This is a genomic window from Dactylosporangium sp. CS-033363, assembly GCF_050942475.1.
GTDB lineage: Bacteria > Actinomycetota > Actinomycetes > Mycobacteriales > Micromonosporaceae > Dactylosporangium.
This window is the reverse complement of sequence record NZ_CP192032.1, coordinates 1,444,559-1,462,726: the sequence shown is the minus strand read 5'-3', so window position 1 is coordinate 1,462,726 and position 18,168 is coordinate 1,444,559. Positions and strand designations below refer to the sequence as shown.

Here is an 18,168-nt window from a genome sequence, read left to right as displayed (position 1 = left end):
GCGCGGTCTTCCTGCCTGCCCCCGCCCCCCGGCCCCCCTGTCCTTTCCCCTCGGCCGGCTCACGTCCAGCGGATCGTCGCCCGCTCCCGCCAGAGCGTCAGCACCGACTCGTCCCCGCTCACATCCAGATCGGCAGTACTCCGCCGGTTCCACAGCGCCAAGTACAACGAGCTAGCCGCACCCCGGAGCGTGCAATCCGCCGTATCCGAAGCGCCCCGCGTGATGACAGCGCCCTCCGGGGTCATCGAGACGGTCCACGCCCGCGGCCCGTCGGAGGCCGCGCCGTCCAATGCGTGTACCGCCAGCGTGCACGACGTCTCGCTCCGCAGCCGCCGCCCCCGGGATCCGTAGAACCCCATCAGCAGCTCGTCGATCCCGTCCAGCCCCAGATCGGCCTCGACGCCGGCGATGTCGCCCACGGCGCCCTGCAGATCGGCCCGGTGGATGGTCGTCTCGTGGGCCTGGCGGCGGGCCCAGAACGCCAGCGGCGTATCGGCCGGCAGGAAATGCCAGCACGCCGTGTCCGCCGGCGCCGCCCGTAACAGGTCCACCAACGCCGCGTGCCCCGCCTGGAACCACTCGAGCAGCGCGTCGTCCGCCGGGAAGGGCCCGACCGCGTCCGCCTCCTCGTCGTCGGTCAGGATCGCGGTCCGGCAGTCGCGCACATAGGTCGCGGCCCACCGATGCACATACCCGACGTGCTGCACGAGTTCCCGGACGCTCCACTCGGGGCAGGTCGGAACCGGGGCGTCGAAGCCGGCCTTCTCCGCGGCATCGACGAGATCCAGCCCACCGCGCTCCAATGCGTCGATATGCCGACCGATCTCCATGCCGACACAGTGCCACACAGGTACGACATTTTTGCCGTGCACGTGACCCTACGAGGACACCCGCCGCCGCGCCGCGTCACCCTACGAGCACACCCGCGATCCAGACGGCCGCGATGATCAGCGCCGTCGCCAGCTCGATCAGCATCGACAGCCCCGCCGCCTTGAGCGCGTGCTTCGTCGACTGCCACGCGCGCGAGCGGTCGCTCTGCCGGGCCAGCTCGACCAGGAAGATGGCCAGCACGAAGCCGATCACCAGCCCCACCACCGGGATCAGGAAGAACCCGATGATGCCGCCCACGCCGCCGAGGAACAGCGTCAGGTTCGACACGCCGGCGCGCTTGAGGTTGCGGCCCGGCACCAGGTACTTCGCGACGAACCCGAGCGCCAGCACCACCGTCGCCGCGATGCCGACGACCCAGCCGGTCGCCCCGTGGCCGCCGAAGACCGACCACGCGGCCACGCCCGCCCAGCACAGCACCAGGCCCGGGACCATCGGCACGAGCACGCCGACGATCCCGACCACCACGCAGATCGGGGCGATGAGGGAGACCAGGCCGCCGCTGTCAGTCACATCCACAGAAGACACTGTGCGGCACGCGGCGACCGGCCGCATCCACTGACGCTCAGGAGCCGACGACCTCCCGCAGCACGGCCGCGAACTCCTCCGGCCGCTCGACGTGCGGGCTGTGGCCGACGCCGGTCCAGACGATCTCCTTGTACGGCCCGTACCGCTCGAACACCGCCCGCGTCTGCCCCACCATCGGCTGCGGCGGGCACTCCTCCTCGCCCGGCCAACCGGGGACGGCCCCCAGCTTGCCCAGCAGCGCGAGGTCGAACATCGAGGCGTCGGAGACGATCGCGTCCTGGTCGCCGCGGACCCACGTGATCGGCGGCTTCACCGGCGCGTCCACGATGCCGGCGAGGTTCAGCCACTTGGGCGACATGGTGTTCAGCACGCCCTTGGTGCCGGGACCCATGCCGGGCCAGTTCTCGCTCGCGGTACCGTCGCCGGGGTATTGCTCTTCGCCGATCGACGTGGACAGCATCGAGCTGAGCAGCAGCTCCTCGTCCGCGCCGAAGTCGAAGCCGGGCGCGGCGTAGAAGGCGTGCAGGACGTTGCGCGGGCTGGCCTGCTCCTCGGTGCCGCGGTCGCCGGCCGCCAGCAGCCGCACGAAGTCCGGGTTGACCGATCCGCCGCCGGTGCCGGCGAAGTCGGGCGTGGTCGGCGTGCCCTCCAGGTCGCGGGTGCCGCCGAAGCCGAAGGGCGAGACCGGCGCCTCCAGCACCAGCGCCCCGATGTGCTCGGGGTGGTCCAGCAGCAGCTGCATGGCCACGCCGCCGCCCATCGAGTGGGCGACCACGGTGACCGGCCCGGACGCGGCGGCCAGCTCGGCGAGCAGCGGCGCGAGGTCGTCGGCGAAGTCGCGCAGGCCCCGGGTCGCGTCGATGCCGAGGGCGGGGCTGCGGCCGTACCCCCGCAGATCGGGCAGCACCAGCCGCCAGTGCAGCGGCAGGTGGCGGACGAGGGGTTCCCAGTATGTCGAATCGGAGCAATTGCCGTGAATGAGCAGGACGATCGGGCCGTCCTCCGGCCCTTGGGAGGTGACGTGCATCACCGCATGGTCGCACCGGATGGGGGCCGGTCACATGTGGCCGGCCCACACATCGCTAGCGCAGCACCGCCTCGTCGCGGCCATACCTCGTCAGGGCCCAGATCACCGCGACGTCGGCGGCGATGATCAGCATCGACCACAGCGGGTAGTACGGCAGGAACAGGAAGTTGGCGATCGCGCTCAGCGACGCCAGCACGATGCCGAGCACCCGCCCCCACAGCTGCCCGGCGAGCACCGCCCCGCCGCCGATCGCCACCAGCACGCCGAGCGCGAGGTGGATCCAGCCCCAGGCCACGACGTTGAAGCCGAAGAGGTAGCTGTCGGCCAGGATGTAGAAGGTCCGCTCGAAGAGTGCCGTGAGCCCGACGACGACCTGGAAGATGCCGACGACGATCATCATGCTGCCGGCGAACACCGCGAACCCGGTGACCCAGCGGGACTGCCGTTCCAACGTCTCCATGGGCACACGGTGGGCCGCGCGCGGATGAGCCCCCATCACCCGACGGCGGCGATGATCGGGTCCTGGTGAGACACTTGACGCTTCAAGTAAGGTCCCGCCATGAATATTTTTCTGTGGGTCCTGCAGATCCTGCTCGGCGTCGCCTTCATCGGCGCCGGCGCGATGAAGTCCACCCAGCCCGTCGAGAAGCTGGCGACGAACATGACCTGGGTCAACCGGTACAGCAAGAGCACCGTCAGATTCATCGGCATCGTGGAGATCCTGGGCGGCCTCGGGCTGATCCTGCCCTGGGCGACCGGGATCGCGACCATCCTGACCCCGCTGGCCGCGGTCGGCCTCGCGCTGATCATGGTGCTGGCGATCGTGGACCACGCCCGCGCCAAGGAGTACCCGATGATCGGCTTCAACGTGCTCCTCGGGGCCATCGCCGTGGTGATCGCGATCGGGCGCTTCTGACGCGTATCGGACGCGTCGTTGGCCTCCCCGTGCAAGATCCAGGCACCATGGAACCCATGACCGAAGAGCCACGATGGCTGGACGACACCGAGCGCCGCGCTTGGCTGTCGCTGCTGGCCATCGTGCTCGTCGGATTTCCCGAGCTCGAGCGCACGTTCCGCCCGCACGGCCTGGTCCACGTCGAGTACGGCCTGCTCGCCGCCCTCAGCGACGCGGGCGACGGCCTGCGCCTGTCGGACCTCGCGGGACAGATGAACATGTCGGCCAGCCGGCTGAGCCACCGGATGCGCAAGCTCGTCGACCTCGGGTACGTCGAGATCTCCGGCGACGCGTGCGACGGCCGGGTCAGCATCGCCCGGGTCACCGCGGCCGGCCGCGAGTTCGCGCGCACCGTCGCGCCCGCGCACCTCGCCGACGTCCGCCGGCTCATCTTCGACCACCTCGACGAGGCTCAGACCAGCGCATTGGCCGAGGCCCTGGGCGCGGTCGCGGAGAAGCTCGGCGACTCGTGCCCGGGCGCTCCGAAGGGTCCACCGGTACCCGGCGCACGGGCCATATAAATGACCACGCGAGGGTAATAGAGTGACCGCATGCGTGCCGTCGTGATCACCGGGGTGTCCCGCGGCCTGGGCGCCGCTCTCTTCGACGTCTCCACCGCGCGCGGCGATCGGATCCTGGCGGTCGGCCGGCACTTCAGCCCTCAGCAGCAGCAGCTCCGCGACGACCGGCCCACGGATGTGACGCTGTTCTCGACCGACATCGCCGACGCGCACTGGCTGCCCGACTACGACACCCTGCGCGCCTTCCTGCGCGACGCCGACGAGGTGGTGCTGATCCACAACGCCGCCGTCGTCGAGCCCATCGGCGCCGTCGGGAGGCTCAGCACCGAGGCGATCACCAACGCGATCGCGGTGAACCTGACCGCGCCGCTCGTGCTCACCAACACGTTCCTGCGGGCCGCCCCGTCCGACGCGCGGGTGCGCGTGCTGTTCGTCTCCTCGGGCGCGGCGCACCGGATCATCGACGGCTGGGCCCTGTACTGCACCACGAAGGCCGCCGGCGAGACGTTCTTCGACGTCGTGGCCTCACAGGTGCGCGACGACGAGCGGATCAGCGTGGCGAACGTCGACCCCGGTCAGATGGACACCGGCATGCAGGAGAGCATCCGCCGCGCGGCCGCGTCCGGCGCGTACTTCCCCGGCCAGCAGCGCTGGGTCGACGCCCCGGCGGAGGGCCGGCTCGCCGACCCCCTCGCCGTGGCCGAGCGCATCCTGAAGGAACACGCCTCCTAGGCCCTGGAACTAAGCGGCGAGCACCTCACGCAGCTTCGCGGCGAACGGGGCCGCGTCGCCGAAGCCGCCGTGCCCGCCGGGGAACTCCACCACCGCGGTCTCCAGGCGGGCGGCGAGCTCGCGGCCGGCCCGGTTCGGCGGCTCCCCCGCGCTCGCCGCGCCCACGGCCGGCACGATCCGCACCGGGCTGGAGCGCAGGCCGTCGAGGTCCGGGACATACGCGCCGACGGGCGGGACCTCGTACGCCACGAAGATCTCCAGGTTCGCCTGCATCCGCTGCGCGAAGTCGGGCGCGGGCGGGGTCTGCGGCGCGCCGTCGTCGCCGTGCATGTCCATCCCGGCCCCGAAGACGCCCATCGCCGCGCCCGCGCCGCCGTCCCGGTAGGCCTCCCCGACCTGGGCCAGCAGCGCGCGGAAGCGCTCGAAGTCGGGCAGCAGCTCGAACACCGGCGGCTCGTGCGCGATCACGGTGCGGACCATGCCGGGGTACCGCGCCGCGAGCTCCAGCGCGATCACCGCGCCCGAGCTGTTGCCGAACACGTCGGCCGGCTCGCCCTCGGTGACCCCGACCGCGCCGAGGACGCGGTACGCGTCGTCCGCCTGCTCCTCCAGGATGATCTCGGCCGGCGGCCCGTCGAGCACGCTGCGGGAGTTGCCGCGGCGGTCGTAGGTGACCACGGTGTGCTCGGCCGCGAGCTGGTCGGCCAGCGCGGCGAAGCCCTCCGCGTCGTAGATGCCGCCGCAGATCAGCAGCAGCACCGGGCCGCTGCCGCGCACCTCGTAATACAGGGTCGCGCCGGGCACCTTGAGCTGGTCGGTCTTCACGGGTTCCATGTGTGCGTTCCCTCCTGCGGTTGTGGTACCCAACGGTCGGAGCACCGCACCTGGTTCTCGACATGCGACGACAGGCCGTTCCGGGCCTACTCGTGAGTAATTTCCGGGTTTACACTCGCGCCATGACCGCCACGCGAACGCCCGGCGTCCCCGCCATCGACGAGGGCTCGCTGATCTCGACCAACCCCGCGACGGGTGAGGAGGTCGGCCGGTTCCCGGTCGCCTCCGCCGATTCTCTCACCGACGCCGTGGCCAGGGCGCGTGACGCGGCCGCGTGGTGGGCGGGTCTCGGGTTCTCCGGGCGCAAGCAGCGCCTGCTGGCGTTCCGCAGCGTGCTCACCAACCGCTTGGAGGAGCTCGCCGCGCTCATGAACCGCGAGGGCGGCAAGCCGCGCGCGGACGCGCTGGTCGAGGCGATCGCGGCGATCGACCACATCGCCTGGGCGGCGCAGCACGCGCGCAAGGTGCTGGGCCGGCGCCGCACCGGCAGCTCCATCCTGCTCAAGGAGCACACCTCGTACCTCGAGTACCTCCCGTTCGGCGTCGTCGGCGTCATCGGGCCGTGGAACTACCCGATCCTCACGCCGATGGGCTCGATCGCCTACGCGCTGGCGGCGGGCAACGCGGTGGTGTTCAAGCCCAGCGAGTACACCCCGGCGGTCGGGCAGTGGTTCGTGGACCGCTTCAACGAGGTCGTCCCGGAGCATCCCGTCCTGCAGATCGCGCACGGCCTCGGCGACGTGGGGGCGGCCCTCTGCCGCAGCGGCGTGGACAAGATCGCCTTCACCGGCTCGACCGCGACCGGCAAGAAGGTCATGGCCGCGGCGGCCGAGTCGCTCACCCCCGTCCTGCTGGAGTGCGGCGGCAAGGACGCGATGATCGTCGCCGCCGACGCCGACCTGGACTCCGCGGCCGAGTCCTGCGTCTGGGGCGGGCTGACCAACGCCGGGCAGACCTGCGTCGGGATCGAGCGGGTGTACGTCGCCGAGCCCGTCTACGACGACTTCCTCAACCGCGTCGTCGCGCGGGCGGCGAAGCTGCAGGTCGGGGCCGAGCCGACGGCGGACATCGGCCCGATCACCATGCCGTCGCAGATCGACATCATCCGCCGGCACATCGAGGACGCCCTGACCCGCGGCGGCCGCGCGGTCCTCGGCGGCGCGGAGGCGGTCCAGCCGCCGTTCGTCAACCCGACGATCCTGGTCGACGTGCCCGAGGACGCGGCCGCGGTGCAGGAGGAGACGTTCGGCCCGACGCTGACCGTCACCCGCGTGCGCGACGCCGCGGAGGGCGTGCGGCTGGCCAACAACACCGGCTACGGCCTCGGCGGGGCGATCTTCTCCAAGTCGCAGGGCCTGGCCCTGGCCCGCCAGGTGCGCTCCGGCATGACCTCGATCAACTCGGCCCTGACCTTCGCCGGGATGCCGACGCTGCCCTTCGGCGGCGTCGGCAACTCCGGCTTCGGGCGCATCCACGGCGCCGACGGCCTGCGGGAGTTCACCCGGCCGAAGGCGATCGTGAAGCGCCGGGGCCCGACGGTGCTGGCCGCGATGACCTTCGACCGCACCGACAAGACCCTGGCCCAGATCGTCCGCGTCGTGAAGCTGGTGCACGGCCGCAGCAAGTAGCGGCTACGGCGCGGGCCGGTACCCCTGCGACGCCGCCCACTTCGCCGCCGCCTTCTCCTCCTTGCGCTTCTTCCTGCGCCGCAGCAGCCAGCCGAAGCTCAGGAAGAGCAGCAGCATGAACAGCAGCACCACGATCGGCAGTACGATCGCGATCACCGACAGGAACGCGCTGAAGAAGTCCTCGATCGTGCTCACGATCGGCGCCCCGAAGCCGACCGTGGTGGCGTTGATGACCGGGCGCGACGCCGCCTTCATGCCGTGTACGCCGAGCGATATCGCACCGCCGACGACTATCGGTACCCATTGATGGCTTGTGAAGAACGACCCCGGATCGGTCACCGTGACCGTCTCCGAGCTCGACGCCGCGCCGAAGGCCAGCCCGCCCGCGGTGGGGCGGATGAAGGTCTGAATGACGTCGTTGACGTGGTCGAGCATCGGGATCTTGTCGGCCACGAACTCGATGGCCAGCAGGACCGCGACGATCGTGAGCGTCCACCCGTTCTCCATCCACGCCCAGTTCGACGGCAGCGTGATGAGATCCGTGTAGCGCGCCAGCAGGCCGATCGCCATCAGCGGGATGTAGGCGTTGAGCCCGGCCGATGTGGCGAGGCCGAGACCCGTCAATGACTCCAACACCCCTGAAGCATGACATTGCGATGCCAGTCCCACCCGTCGTGCGGGTTAGGCTGTCCGCCGTGCGTCTCGTCATCGCCAAGTGCTCGGTCGACTACATCGGCCGGCTCACGGCCCATCTCCCGCCCGCGACCCGCCTGCTGCTGATCAAGGCCGACGGCTCGATCTCGATCCACGCCGACGACCGGGCGTACAAGCCGCTGAACTGGATGAGCCCGCCCTGCCGGCTGGAGGAGTCCGAGGGCCTCTGGCGCGTGGTCAACAAGGGCGGCGAGGAGCTGCGGATCACGATCGAGGAGATCCTGCACGACAGCTCGCACGAGCTCGGCGTCGACCCGGGCCTGGTCAAGGACGGCGTCGAGGCGCACCTGCAGGAGCTGCTGGCCGCCGCCCCGCAGACCCTGGGCGCCGGGTTCACGCTGGTCCGCCGCGAGTACATGACCGCGATCGGCCCCGTCGACCTGCTCTGCCGCAACGGCGAGGGCGCGACCGTCGCCGTCGAGATCAAGCGCCGCGGCGAGATCGACGGGGTGGAGCAGCTCACCCGCTACCTCGAGCTGCTCGGCCGCGACCCGCTGCTCGCCCCGGTGACCGGCATCTTCGCCGCGCAGGAGATCAAGCCGCAGGCCCGCGTCCTGGCCGAGGACCGCGGCATCCGCTGCGTCGTGCTCGACTACAACGCCCTCCGCGGCGTGGTGAAGGACGAGCTGACGCTGTTCTGAAGGCGATGAGCCTCGCGAACCACGGTCACCAGCTCGTCCACCACGTCGGTGATCGCGAAGTCCTTCGGCGTGAACACCCGCGCGACGCCCGACGAGCGCAGCGCCTCCGCGTCGTCGGGCGGAATGATCCCGCCCACCACCACGGGCAGATCCCCGAGCCCCGCCGACCGCAGCCCGGACAGCACCGACGCCACCGCGGCCAGGTGTGAGCCGGACAGCACGGACAGCCCGACGAGGTCGACGTCCTCCTCCACCGCGGCCGCCACGATCTGCGCGGGGGTGAGGCGGATCCCCTGGTACACCACCTCGAACCCGGCGTCGCGCGCCCGCACGGCGATCTGCTCCGCCCCGTTCGAGTGCCCGTCCAGCCCCGGCTTGCCCACGAGCATGCGCAGCCGCCCGGTCCCGAGCTCGGCCGCCGTCGCCCGCACCCGCGCGCGGACGGCGTCCATGTTCCCGGCCTGCGAGGAGATCGCGGCGCCCAGGCCGGTCGGCGCCCGGTACTCCCCGAACACCTCCCGCAGCGCCCCCGCCCACTCCCCCGTGGTCACCCCGGCGGCCACGCAGGCCAACGTCGCGTCCATCAGGTTGTCCGAACGGGACGCCGCCGCGCGCAGCGAAGCCAGAGCCGCGCTCACGTCGCCCCGCTCCGCCCGCCACCGCGCGACGGACTCCACCGCGGTCTGCTCCACCGCGGCGTCGATCTGCTCAATGGAAAAAGCGTTCAGGGGCGAGGGCTCGGTCGCGGTGAATCGATTGACGCCCACCACCACGTCGTCGCCGCGCTCCATCCGCGCGCGGCGCTCGGCCAGCGAGGCGACCAGCGCGCTCTTGAGGTAGCCGGACTCGACGGCCGCGACCACGCCGCCCATCTCCAGCACCCGCTCCAGCTCGGCCGAGGCGCCCGCCACGATGCCGCCGACCAGCGCGTCCATCACGTGCGAGCCCTCGAACAGGTCGGGATACTCCAGCAGGTCCGACTCGAACGCCAGCACCTGCTGCATGCGGAGCGACCACTGCTGATCCCACGGCCGCGGCAGACCGAGCGCCTCATTCCAAGCCGGCAGTTGTACCGCACGAGCCCGCGCCGACCGTGAGAGCGTCACGCCCAGCATCTCCAGGACGATCCGCTGGACGTTGTTCTCCGGCTGGGCCTCCGTCAGGCCGAGCGAGTTGACCTGCACCCCGTAGCGGAACCGGCGCGCGGACGCGTCCTGTACGCCGTAGCGCTCCCGCGTCAGGCGGTCCCACATCGCGGTGAAGGCCCGCATCTTCGCCGTCTCCTCGACGAAGCGCACGGACGCGTTGACGAAGAACGAGATCCGGGCCACCACGTCGCCGAAGCGCTCGGGCGCGACCTGGCCCGAGTCGCGCACCGCGTCGAGCACGGCGATCGCGGTGGCCAGGGCGAAGGCCACCTCCTGCACGGGCGTCGCGCCGGCCTCCTGCAGGTGGTACGAGCAGATGTTCACCGGGTTCCACCGCGGGCAATGCGCGACCGTCCACGCGATCGTGTCCGTCGTCAGGCGCAGCGACGGCCCGGGCGGGAAGATGTGCGTCCCGCGCGACAGGTACTCCTTCACGATGTCGTTCTGCGTCGTCCCGGCCAGCTTGGCGAGGTCGACGCCGTGCTCGCGGGCGCACGTGACGTACAGCGCGAGGAGCCACATCGCGGTGGCGTTGATGGTCATCGAGGTGTTGGCGCGCTCGAGATCGATGCCGTCGAACAGCGCGCGCATGTCGCCCAGGTGCGCGACCGGCACCCCGACCCGGCCCACCTCGCCCCGCGCGAGCTCGGCGTCGGGGTCGTAGCCGGTCTGCGTGGGCAGGTCGAACGCCACGGACAGGCCGGTCTGGCCCTTGGCGAGGTTGCGCCGGAACAGCGCGTTGGAGGCGGCCGCCGAGGAGTGGCCGGCATAGGTGCGCATCACCCACGGTCGATCGCGTTCGGGAAGCCGCTCGATGCCCATGGGGGCACCCTACTGAACGGTAACTAAGAGGTCTCCATGAAAGATGTCACCCACCTATAGTGATGCCCGTGGCGGATGCGATCACGGTGCGCGGCCTGCGCAAGGCCTACGGCAAGGCGGTCGCCGTCGACGGTGTCGACCTCGACGTGCACGACGGCGAGGTCTTCGCGCTGCTCGGCCCGAACGGCGCCGGGAAGACGACGACGGTCGAGATCCTCGAGGGCTTCCGGAAGCGCACGTCGGGCGAGGTCTCGGTGCTCGGCATCGACCCCCAGCACGGCGACGCGGCCTGGCGGTCGCGGGTCGGCGTGGTGCTGCAGAGCACCGGCGAGTTCGACGACCTGACCGCGCGCGAGGTGGTGCACCACTTCGCCAACTACTACCCGTCCGCCGCGGACCCCGACGAGATCATCGCGCGGGTCGGCCTCGCCGAAAAACAAAGCGCCCGCACTCGTACCCTCAGTGGCGGCCAGAAGCGCCGGCTCGACGTCGCCCTGGGCATCGTCGGCCGCCCCGAGCTGCTGTTCCTGGACGAGCCGACGACCGGGTTCGACCCCGAGGCCCGCCGCGAGTTCTGGGGCCTGATCCGCGACCTCGCGGGCGCCGGCACCACGATCCTGCTCACCACCCACTACCTGGACGAGGCCGAGGCGCTGGCCGACCGGGTGGGCGTCCTCGCGGGCGGCCAGCTGATCGCCGTCGACTCCCCCGCCAGCCTCGGCGGCCGCGGCGACGGCGGGGCCACCGTCGCCTGGCAGAGCCCGGACGGGCCGCGCAGCGAGCGCACCGACACCCCCACCGCGGTGGTCGCGCGCCTGGCCGAGCAGTTCGGCGGCGAGGTGCCGGGCCTGACCGTCACCAGACCCAGCCTCGAGGATGTGTACCTGCGGATGATCGGGGCCGGCGAATGAACACCCTGCGGCTGGGCTTCCTGCGCGGCGGCCTGGAGATCAAGCAGTTCCTGCGCAGCCGGGAGTCGGTGGTCTTCACCCTCGCCTTCCCGCTGATCCTGCTGTGCGTGTTCGGCGCGGTCTTCGGCGGCGAGATCGATCCCGGCGTGACGTTCACCCAGTACTTCGCGGCCGGCATGGTCGCCGCCGGCCTGCTCTCGACCGGGTTCCAGAGCCTGGCCATCCAGATCCCGATCGAGCGCGAGAAGGGCATCCTGAAGCGGCTGCGCGGCACGCCCATGCCCCGCGCGGCGTACTTCGTCGGCAAGGTGGTCATGGTCCTGGCCATCGGCGTGGTCGAGACGGTGCTGCTCGTGACGGTCGCGACGCTGTTCTTCAACGTCGACCTTCCGGCCACCGGCGCGAAATGGCTCACGTTCGGCTGGGTCTCGCTGCTGGGCATCACCGCGTGCACGCTGTGCGGGATCGCGTTCTCCTCGCTCGCGCGCTCGGGGCGCAGCGGGCCGGCCGTGGTCACCCCGGTCGCGATCGTCCTGCAGTTCATCTCCGGGGTCTTCTTCCAGTACACCCAGCTGCCCGAATGGATGCGCGGGATCGCCTCGGTGTTCCCGCTCAAGTGGATGACGCAGGGCATGCGCTCGGTGTTCCTGCCCGACTCGTTCGCCGCCCGGGAGCCCGCGGGGTCCTGGCAGCACGGCACGATCGCGCTGGTCCTGACCGCCTGGATCGTCGTGGCCGGGGTGCTGTGCCTGCTGACCTTCCGGTGGACCGAGCGCGACTGAACATTCTGCTCAAAACGGATTACTCAGAACCGAACCGGCCCTGCCGATCAGCGTTGGGTGACGGGTCGGCTCGGCAAGGCGGTCCGCCAGGTCGGCTGGGCCGGGGCGCTGGCGATCGCGGTCGTGCTCGCGCTCGGCCTCGGCGCCTCCTGGCAGGCCGCCCACGCCATCCACCAGGGCCAGCAGGAGCGCGCGCAGGCCGTCCTCGACCGCGCGGCCGACCTGTCCGACGCGTCCGTCGGGTCGGAGGTGCACCGGTACCTCGACACGCTGCGCACCGTCGCGGCCGCCGTCGGCTCGCACAACGAGCTCACGTACGACGACTTCGCCGCCACCACCGCCCCGCTGCGCCAGGCCGGGCTGGTCGGCGGGACCTCGCTGGTCTTCCTGGTCGCGGCCGACGACGCCCAGGTCCCGGCGGTCCAGGACTACTGGCGCCGCCGCGGCGTCCCCGACCTGGAGCTCAAGCCGCAGGGCACCGGCCGCGAGCACCTCTTCACCATCTTCACCCGCCCGCTGGACGACACGCCCACGCTCCCGGCCGGCACCGACCTGTCGCAGGTGGCCGAACCGACCACGGCGCTGTGGGAGTCGCGCCGGTCGGGCGAGACCGCGGTGTCCGACACGTACGTCCTGCTGCGCGACCGCAACCTGCCGGCCGACCAGCAGCAGCTGTCGTTCCTGCTCGCCTCGCCCGCGTACGGCGACCCGACCCCGGACGGCCGCCGCGAGTTCAAGGGCTGGGTCGTGCTCGGCCTGCGCGGCCAGGACTTCATCGGCCGGGTGCTCAACCGCGCGACCCAGGGCCAGGCCGACGCCGAGCTCTGGGCGCGCAACGGCGGCGGCCAGGAGAGCCGCGTCGCCCGCCTGCACCAGGCCGGGCACCATCCCGACCGGCGCCGCGTGACACCCGTGCCGATCGCCAACCGGGAGTGGCAGCTGGTGGTCTCGGTCGACTCGGCCCGGATGGGCGGCTCGGCGCCGATCCTGCCACTGTTCGTCGGGCTGGGCGGCACCCTCCTGACGCTGCTCGTGTGCGCGATGCTGTGGGCGCTGGCGGGCGCGCGGGGGCGGGCCGAGGAGCGGGTGGTGACCGCCACCGCCGGGCTGCGCGCCGCCCAGCGCGTCGCCGACAACCAGGTCGCGCTGCTCAACGGCATCCTGGAGCGGATCAGCGACGGCGTCGGGGTGGTCGACGAGACCGGCGAGTTCCTGGTCCACAACCCGGCCGCGCAGGCCATGCTCGGCGACGCCGCCCAGGACTCGGGCATCTTCCGCCCCGACGGCACCACCCCGTTCCCGACCGACGAGCAGCCGATCGTGCGCGCCCTCGCGGGCGTCGCCACCGACAACGTCGAGATGCTGGTCCGCGACCCCGACCGCCCCGAGGGCGTCCTGCTGTCCGTGAGCGGCCGCCCGCTGGAGGTGGACGGCCAGCGCGCCGCGATCGCCGTGTTCCACGACATCACCGAGGCGCGGGAGCGCGAGGCCGACCTGGCCGCGTTCGCCGGCATCGTCGCGCACGACCTCAAGAACCCGCTCACCGTCATCGGCGCCCACGCGGAGATGGGCCGCGACGCCCTGCCGGACCGCCCCGAGCACGCCGTCGAGAGCCTGGAGCGCGTCGGCGCGGGCGTCGTGCGGATGCGCCGCCTGATCGACGACCTGCTCGCGTACGTGACCGCGCGCGACGCCGCCCTCAAGACGACCGAGGTCGACCTGGCCCTCCTCGTCACCGACGTGGTCGCCGAGCGCGTCGGCCACCTGCGGGTCCAGCCCGACCTGTACGTCGGCACGCTCCCGCGCGTCGTCGCCGACCCCGCCATGCTGCGCCACGTGCTGGACAACCTCGTCGGCAACGCGCTGAAGTACGTCCACCCCGGCCGCACCCCGAAGATCGACATCAGCGCCCACCCGGCCGCCCCGGGCTGGATCCGCGTCGAGGTCGCCGACCGCGGCATCGGCATCCCCGACGCCGACAAGCCCCACGTCTTCGAGTCCTTCCACCGCGCCCACGCCGGCCAGTCCTACGGCGGCACGGGCCTCGGCCTGGCCATCTGCCGCCGCATCGTGGACCGCCACGGCGGCACCATCACCGTCACCGACAACCCCGGCGGCGGCAGCCGCTTCAGCTTCACCATCCCGGCCGCGGTCCCGCTCGTCCCCGCCGCCGCGGACGTCCACGAGTACGCCTAACGCGCTCCGCCACGTGATCACGTGGTGGCAGACTGTGAAGGTGCCCCTCATGTACCTCGCGGGATGGGCCGCCTCGGCCGGCGTGCTGGCCGCCCTGCTGCTCATCATCCGCCTGCTGAAGTACGGCAGCTCGGCCCGCCCCACCCCCGCCCCGCGGCCCGACTACGGCCTCCTGCGCACGGTCTCGATGGTCGGCGACCTGTCCTTCGCCCGCGACGTACGCGACCGCCTCCGCCACAACGGCGTCCGCGCCACCCTGGCCACCGGCCCCGACGGCATGGTCCGCATCCTGGTCTTCGCCGACGAACTCGACCGCGCCCGCCGCCTCATCAGCTCCTGACCCGCTACGCTCCCCCGCGTGCCCCTGCCCGCAGTCCTGTTCGACCTCGACGGCACGCTCATCGACCACGAGGCCGCCGCGGCGGAGGCGCTCGACCGCTCGCTGCCCGGCCTCGACGCGCCCGCGCGGGCGCGGGCCCGGCGAGCCTGGCGGGAGCTCGAAACCGCAGCCATGGCGCGCTACTTCGCCGGGGAGCTGACCTTCGCCGAGCAGCGCCGCGTCCGCGCGGCGGGGCTCGCGGCCGAACTGGGCTTCGGCGCCTGGGACGACGCGGCGGCCGACCGCTGGTTCGCCGGCTATCTCGGCCGCTACGAGGCCGCCTGGCGCCCCTACGGCGACGTCAGGCCCGCGCTGGAGGCCCTCACCCGGGCCGGACACCGGCTCGGCGTCATCACCAACGGCGACGCCGACCAGCAGCGCCACAAGCTCCGCCGCACCGGGCTGGCCGCGATCCTCACCGAGGTCGTCGCCTCCAGCGAGGTCGGTGCGGCCAAGCCCGACGCGCGCATCTTCCACCACGCCGCCCAGCGCCTGGGACTGGCGCCGGACCGGGTCGTCTACGTCGGCGACCGGCTGGAGACCGATGCGGTCGCCGCCACCCGCGCCGGGATGCGCGGCGTCTGGCTCAACCGCGGCGGCCGAGTCGAGAACACCGGCGTCCCAGCGATCGGGTCGCTCGCAGAACTGCCTGCGTTACTGGGAGATCAGAAGTCGAACTGATCCGGCGGGGCGACCGAGCGCTCCACCTGCACGCCCAGGTTGCGCAGGTCGGACTCGAAGCTCGGGTACCCCCGGTCGATGTGATGCACGTGCCGGATCTCCGTCACGCCGTCGGCGCACAGGCCCGCGATGGCCAGGCCCGCGCCCGCGCGGATGTCGGTCGCGGTCACCGGGGCGCCCGAGAGGCGGTCCTTGCCGCGCACGACCGCATGGTGGCCGTCGGTGCGGATGTCGGCGCCCAGGCGGGACATCTCGTTGATGAACATGAAACGGCCGTCGAAGATGTTCTCGGTCACCAGCGACGAGCCCTCCGAGACCGCGGCCAGGCCGACCGCCATCGGCAGCAGGTCGGTCGCGAAGCCCGGGAACGGGAGGGTGACCACGTCGACGGCCTTCGGGCGGGCCGGCATGACCACGCGGAAGGAGTCGGGCGCCGTGGTCACGTCGCCGCCCGCGGTCACCACCTTGTCCAGGGCGATCTCCAGGAACGCCGGGTCGATGCCGTGCACGGTCACGTCGCCGCGGGTCATGGCGGCGGCGAAGGCCCAGGTGCCGGCGACGATGCGGTCGCCGACGGTGCGGTGCTCGACCGGGCGCAGCTCCGGCACGCCCTGCACGACGAGGCGGGAGGAGCCGGCGCCCTGGATGTCGGCGCCCATGTCGGTCAGCATGCGGCAGATGTCGACGATCTCGGGCTCGCGGGCCGCGTTGTCGATCTCGGTGCGGCCGTTGGCCAGGACCGCCGCCATCAGCAGGTTCTCGGTGGCGCCGACGCTGGGGAAGTCGAGCCAGATCGTGGCGCCGTGCAGCTTGGGGGCGGTGGCGATGACGAAGCCGTGCTCGCCGGAGATGTCCGCACCCATCCGGCGCAGGCCCTCGACGTGCATGTCGAGGCCGCGGGAGCCGATGGCGTCGCCGCCGGGGTGGGCGACGCGCACGTGGCCGCGGCGGGCCAGCAGCGGGCCGAGCACGCAGATCGAGGCCCGCAGCCGGCGCACGAGGTCGTAGTCGGCCTCGGTGCCGAGCTCCTCGGGCACGTCGATGACGACGCGGTCCTCGTCCTGCTCGACGTCGCAGCCGAGCCGGCGCAGGACCTCGGCCATGATGGCGATGTCGGTGATGCGCGGCACGTTGGTCAGCACGCTGCGGCCGGTCGCCAGCAGCGCCGCCGCCATCAGTTTGAGCGCCGAGTTCTTCGCCCCGACCACGGATACGTCACCGGAGAGCCTGGCCCCGCCCACAACACGGATCACGTCCACGTCCGTCATCGTAGGGGGATTCCGTACCGTGAAAACCATGGCCATTCACCTCACGCGGATCTACACGAAGACCGGCGACACCGGTACGACTGGATTGGGCGATTTCTCGCGGGTCTCGAAGACGGATCCGCGCCTGGTCGCATACGCCGACGTCGACGAGGCCAATGCGGCCGTCGGGGTCGCGCTGGCGCTGGGTGCGCTGGACGAGCGGATCGCGACGGTGCTGCGGGCCGTACAGAATGATCTGTTCGATGTGGGTGCGGACCTGTGCAATCCGGTGACCGCGGACCCGCCGCACCCGCCGCTGCGCGTCACCGCCGAGCAGGTCGAGCGGCTCGAGCAGTGGTGTGACGAATTCAATGCCGAGCTGCCGAAGCTGGACTCGTTCATCCTGCCGGGCGGGACGCCGGGCGCCGCGCTGCTGCACGTGGCCCGGACCGTGGCCCGGCGGGCGGAGCGCAGCGGGTGGGCGCTCTGGGAGGCCGATGAGGCCCGCACCAACGAGGTCGCGCTGCAGTACCTCAACCGCCTGTCCGATTTGCTGTTCATCCTCTGCCGCACGGCCAACCCGGGCGGCGACGTGAAGTGGGTGCCCGGCGGCCGGCGGCAGTAAACGGGCTCAACCGGCCTTGTAGCGGTAGGGGCGCGTCTCCGGGGTCGGATCCCCCGGCGGCGCCGCCTCGACCCAGGACAGGAAGCCGGTCAGCGCCCGCTCGGCCATCGCGATCTCGACCGGGGCCTGGCGGTTCACGCAGCGCACGATCACCCAGTCGGGCGCGAGGACCAGCAGCTCGGCCGCGTCCGGCGCGCGGCGGCGCTCGACGACGAGCCCGCGCCGTGAGATCACGCGACGCGGGCCCGGCCAGTAGCTGAAGATGCGGTACCACCGCAGTTCGTCGCCCGAGAAGCGGGCGAGACCGGCGGACCAGCCGCGGCCGGGGACCATCGTGCTGAGGCGAACCCCGAGCTCGATGGTGCCACCCTGCCGGGCGATCACGAGCCGGCGCAGGAACAGCAGCGCCAGGGCGACGAGCAGGATCAGGACCGCGATACCGATGTACTCGACGATCCTCACCTGCGCCGCCCGGTCGTCAGTGGGCTGCGGAGGAGGAGGCGGGGGTGCAGCTCTCGGCGAGGACCGTCACGCCGGTGCCGGTGACGGAGATGAACCCGCCGGCCACGTCGTACGCGAGTTCCCGGCCGCCCTGCTTAATGCGCACCTGGCCCTCCTCGGCGAGCTGACCGAGCAGCTGCTCGTGGCCGTACAGCACACCGAGCTCACCCTCAGTGGTGCGCGCGATGACCATGTCCGCGTCGCCGGACCACACTTTCTCCTCGACGGCTACGAGCTCGACGTGCAGCTGCCTCGCCACGCTAGTTACTCCTCGTGTGCGCGATTCGGTTTGGTGGAGTCTAGTCAATGATCGGCCGTGTCGAGCAGTGGGCCTCACCACGTTGGCACACCTGGTGAACGGCCCGATAACGGCTCGCGCGCGACCTCGGCCCGATCACTTCAGAGCGT

Annotated in this window: 21 protein-coding genes; 11 read left to right on the top strand and 10 right to left on the bottom strand. The window is 71.8% G+C overall.

What is annotated here, in order from left to right:
- Positions 1–59: 59 nt before the first annotated feature.
- The 4 genes from ACQPZ4_RS06775 to ACQPZ4_RS06760 form a co-directional block, all read right to left on the bottom strand.
- Entirely contained in the window at positions 60–830 is a 771-nt protein-coding gene (locus ACQPZ4_RS06775; RefSeq protein ID WP_433057242.1) for a maleylpyruvate isomerase family mycothiol-dependent enzyme, read from the bottom strand.
- A gap of 76 nt (positions 831–906) precedes the next feature.
- Positions 907–1,407 (bottom strand): DUF456 domain-containing protein, encoded by a 501-nt coding sequence (locus ACQPZ4_RS06770; RefSeq protein WP_433057240.1) that lies wholly within the window; start codon positions 1,405–1,407, stop codon positions 907–909.
- Positions 1,408–1,453: 46 nt separating this feature from the next.
- Positions 1,454–2,443: an alpha/beta fold hydrolase gene (locus ACQPZ4_RS06765; RefSeq protein ID WP_433057238.1), complete on the bottom strand. Its 990-nt coding sequence runs from the start codon at positions 2,441–2,443 to the stop codon at positions 1,454–1,456.
- A 55-nt stretch (positions 2,444–2,498) separates the two neighbouring features.
- Entirely contained in the window at positions 2,499–2,903 is a 405-nt protein-coding gene (locus tag ACQPZ4_RS06760) for a DUF7144 family membrane protein (RefSeq protein WP_433057236.1), read from the bottom strand.
- Positions 2,904–3,002: 99 nt separating this feature from the next.
- On the opposite strand from ACQPZ4_RS06760, the gene ACQPZ4_RS06755 reads away from it, so the two are divergent.
- The 3 genes from ACQPZ4_RS06755 to ACQPZ4_RS06745 are packed head-to-tail and all read left to right on the top strand — an operon-like array spanning position 3,003 to position 4,651.
- Positions 3,003–3,359, top strand: coding sequence for a DoxX family protein (locus ACQPZ4_RS06755; RefSeq protein WP_433057234.1), 357 nt, complete (start codon positions 3,003–3,005; stop codon positions 3,357–3,359).
- Positions 3,360–3,415: 56 nt separating this feature from the next.
- Entirely contained in the window at positions 3,416–3,919 is a 504-nt protein-coding gene (locus ACQPZ4_RS06750; protein WP_433057232.1) for a MarR family winged helix-turn-helix transcriptional regulator, read from the top strand.
- A gap of 30 nt (positions 3,920–3,949) precedes the next feature.
- Positions 3,950–4,651 (top strand): SDR family NAD(P)-dependent oxidoreductase, encoded by a 702-nt coding sequence (locus tag ACQPZ4_RS06745; protein WP_433057230.1) that lies wholly within the window; start codon positions 3,950–3,952, stop codon positions 4,649–4,651.
- A gap of 9 nt (positions 4,652–4,660) precedes the next feature.
- Here the strand turns inward: ACQPZ4_RS06745 and ACQPZ4_RS06740 are convergent, their stop codons facing one another.
- On the bottom strand, positions 4,661–5,485 hold the full coding sequence (locus ACQPZ4_RS06740; protein WP_433057228.1) for an alpha/beta fold hydrolase: 825 nt from the start codon (positions 5,483–5,485) through the stop codon (positions 4,661–4,663).
- A gap of 122 nt (positions 5,486–5,607) precedes the next feature.
- Between ACQPZ4_RS06740 and ACQPZ4_RS06735 the strand changes: the two genes are divergently transcribed.
- The gene (locus tag ACQPZ4_RS06735; RefSeq protein WP_433057226.1) at positions 5,608–7,113 is read left to right on the top strand and encodes an aldehyde dehydrogenase family protein; all 1,506 of its coding nucleotides are present in this window, start codon (positions 5,608–5,610) and stop codon (positions 7,111–7,113) included.
- A 3-nt stretch (positions 7,114–7,116) separates the two neighbouring features.
- On the opposite strand, the gene ACQPZ4_RS06730 is transcribed toward ACQPZ4_RS06735, so the two are convergent.
- Entirely contained in the window at positions 7,117–7,749 is a 633-nt protein-coding gene (locus tag ACQPZ4_RS06730) for a DUF4126 domain-containing protein (RefSeq protein WP_433057224.1), read from the bottom strand.
- Between the two features lie 59 nt (positions 7,750–7,808).
- Here ACQPZ4_RS06730 and nucS point away from each other — a divergent pair, with 59 nt between their 5' ends.
- Positions 7,809–8,468 carry an endonuclease NucS gene (gene nucS / locus ACQPZ4_RS06725; RefSeq protein WP_433057222.1) on the top strand — a complete coding sequence of 220 codons (660 nt, stop codon included), beginning with the start codon at positions 7,809–7,811 and terminating at the stop codon, positions 8,466–8,468.
- Here the strand turns inward: nucS and ACQPZ4_RS06720 are convergent.
- Entirely contained in the window at positions 8,420–10,438 is a 2,019-nt protein-coding gene (locus tag ACQPZ4_RS06720; protein WP_433057220.1) for a protein meaA, read from the bottom strand. The two genes, nucS and ACQPZ4_RS06720, sit on opposite strands and share 49 nt — an antisense overlap.
- A 68-nt stretch (positions 10,439–10,506) precedes the next feature.
- On the opposite strand from ACQPZ4_RS06720, the gene ACQPZ4_RS06715 reads away from it, so the two are divergent.
- The 5 genes from ACQPZ4_RS06715 to ACQPZ4_RS06695 are packed head-to-tail and all read left to right on the top strand — an operon-like array spanning position 10,507 to position 15,387.
- Positions 10,507–11,349 (top strand): ABC transporter ATP-binding protein, encoded by an 843-nt coding sequence (locus tag ACQPZ4_RS06715; RefSeq protein ID WP_433057218.1) that lies wholly within the window; start codon positions 10,507–10,509, stop codon positions 11,347–11,349.
- Entirely contained in the window at positions 11,346–12,131 is a 786-nt protein-coding gene (locus ACQPZ4_RS06710) for an ABC transporter permease (protein ID WP_433057216.1), read from the top strand. The genes ACQPZ4_RS06715 and ACQPZ4_RS06710 overlap by 4 nt, the downstream gene beginning before the upstream one ends.
- 57 nt (positions 12,132–12,188) lie before the next feature.
- A complete protein-coding gene (locus ACQPZ4_RS06705) occupies positions 12,189–14,327 on the top strand; it encodes an ATP-binding protein (RefSeq protein WP_433057214.1) in 2,139 nt (712 codons plus the stop codon).
- Positions 14,328–14,376: 49 nt separating this feature from the next.
- On the top strand, positions 14,377–14,667 hold the full coding sequence (locus ACQPZ4_RS06700) for a hypothetical protein (RefSeq protein ID WP_433057212.1): 291 nt from the start codon (positions 14,377–14,379) through the stop codon (positions 14,665–14,667).
- An 18-nt stretch (positions 14,668–14,685) separates the two neighbouring features.
- The gene (locus ACQPZ4_RS06695; RefSeq protein WP_433057210.1) at positions 14,686–15,387 is read left to right on the top strand and encodes an HAD family hydrolase; all 702 of its coding nucleotides are present in this window, start codon (positions 14,686–14,688) and stop codon (positions 15,385–15,387) included.
- Here the strand turns inward: ACQPZ4_RS06695 and murA are convergent.
- The gene (gene murA, locus ACQPZ4_RS06690) at positions 15,372–16,655 is read right to left on the bottom strand and encodes a UDP-N-acetylglucosamine 1-carboxyvinyltransferase (protein ID WP_433057208.1); all 1,284 of its coding nucleotides are present in this window, start codon (positions 16,653–16,655) and stop codon (positions 15,372–15,374) included. The genes ACQPZ4_RS06695 and murA overlap by 16 nt on opposite strands.
- 28 nt (positions 16,656–16,683) lie before the next feature.
- Between murA and ACQPZ4_RS06685 the strand changes: the two genes are divergently transcribed.
- A complete protein-coding gene (locus tag ACQPZ4_RS06685; RefSeq protein WP_433057206.1) occupies positions 16,684–17,259 on the top strand; it encodes a cob(I)yrinic acid a,c-diamide adenosyltransferase in 576 nt (191 codons plus the stop codon).
- Positions 17,260–17,265: 6 nt separating this feature from the next.
- Here ACQPZ4_RS06685 and ACQPZ4_RS06680 read toward each other — a convergent pair whose 3' ends face one another.
- Together ACQPZ4_RS06680 and ACQPZ4_RS06675 are read right to left on the bottom strand one after the other, a co-directional pair.
- A complete protein-coding gene (locus ACQPZ4_RS06680) occupies positions 17,266–17,721 on the bottom strand; it encodes a DUF2550 domain-containing protein (RefSeq protein WP_433057204.1) in 456 nt (151 codons plus the stop codon).
- Positions 17,722–17,737: 16 nt separating this feature from the next.
- Positions 17,738–18,019 carry a F0F1 ATP synthase subunit epsilon gene (locus tag ACQPZ4_RS06675; RefSeq protein WP_433057202.1) on the bottom strand — a complete coding sequence of 94 codons (282 nt, stop codon included), beginning with the start codon at positions 18,017–18,019 and terminating at the stop codon, positions 17,738–17,740.
- Positions 18,020–18,168 lie beyond the last annotated feature (149 nt).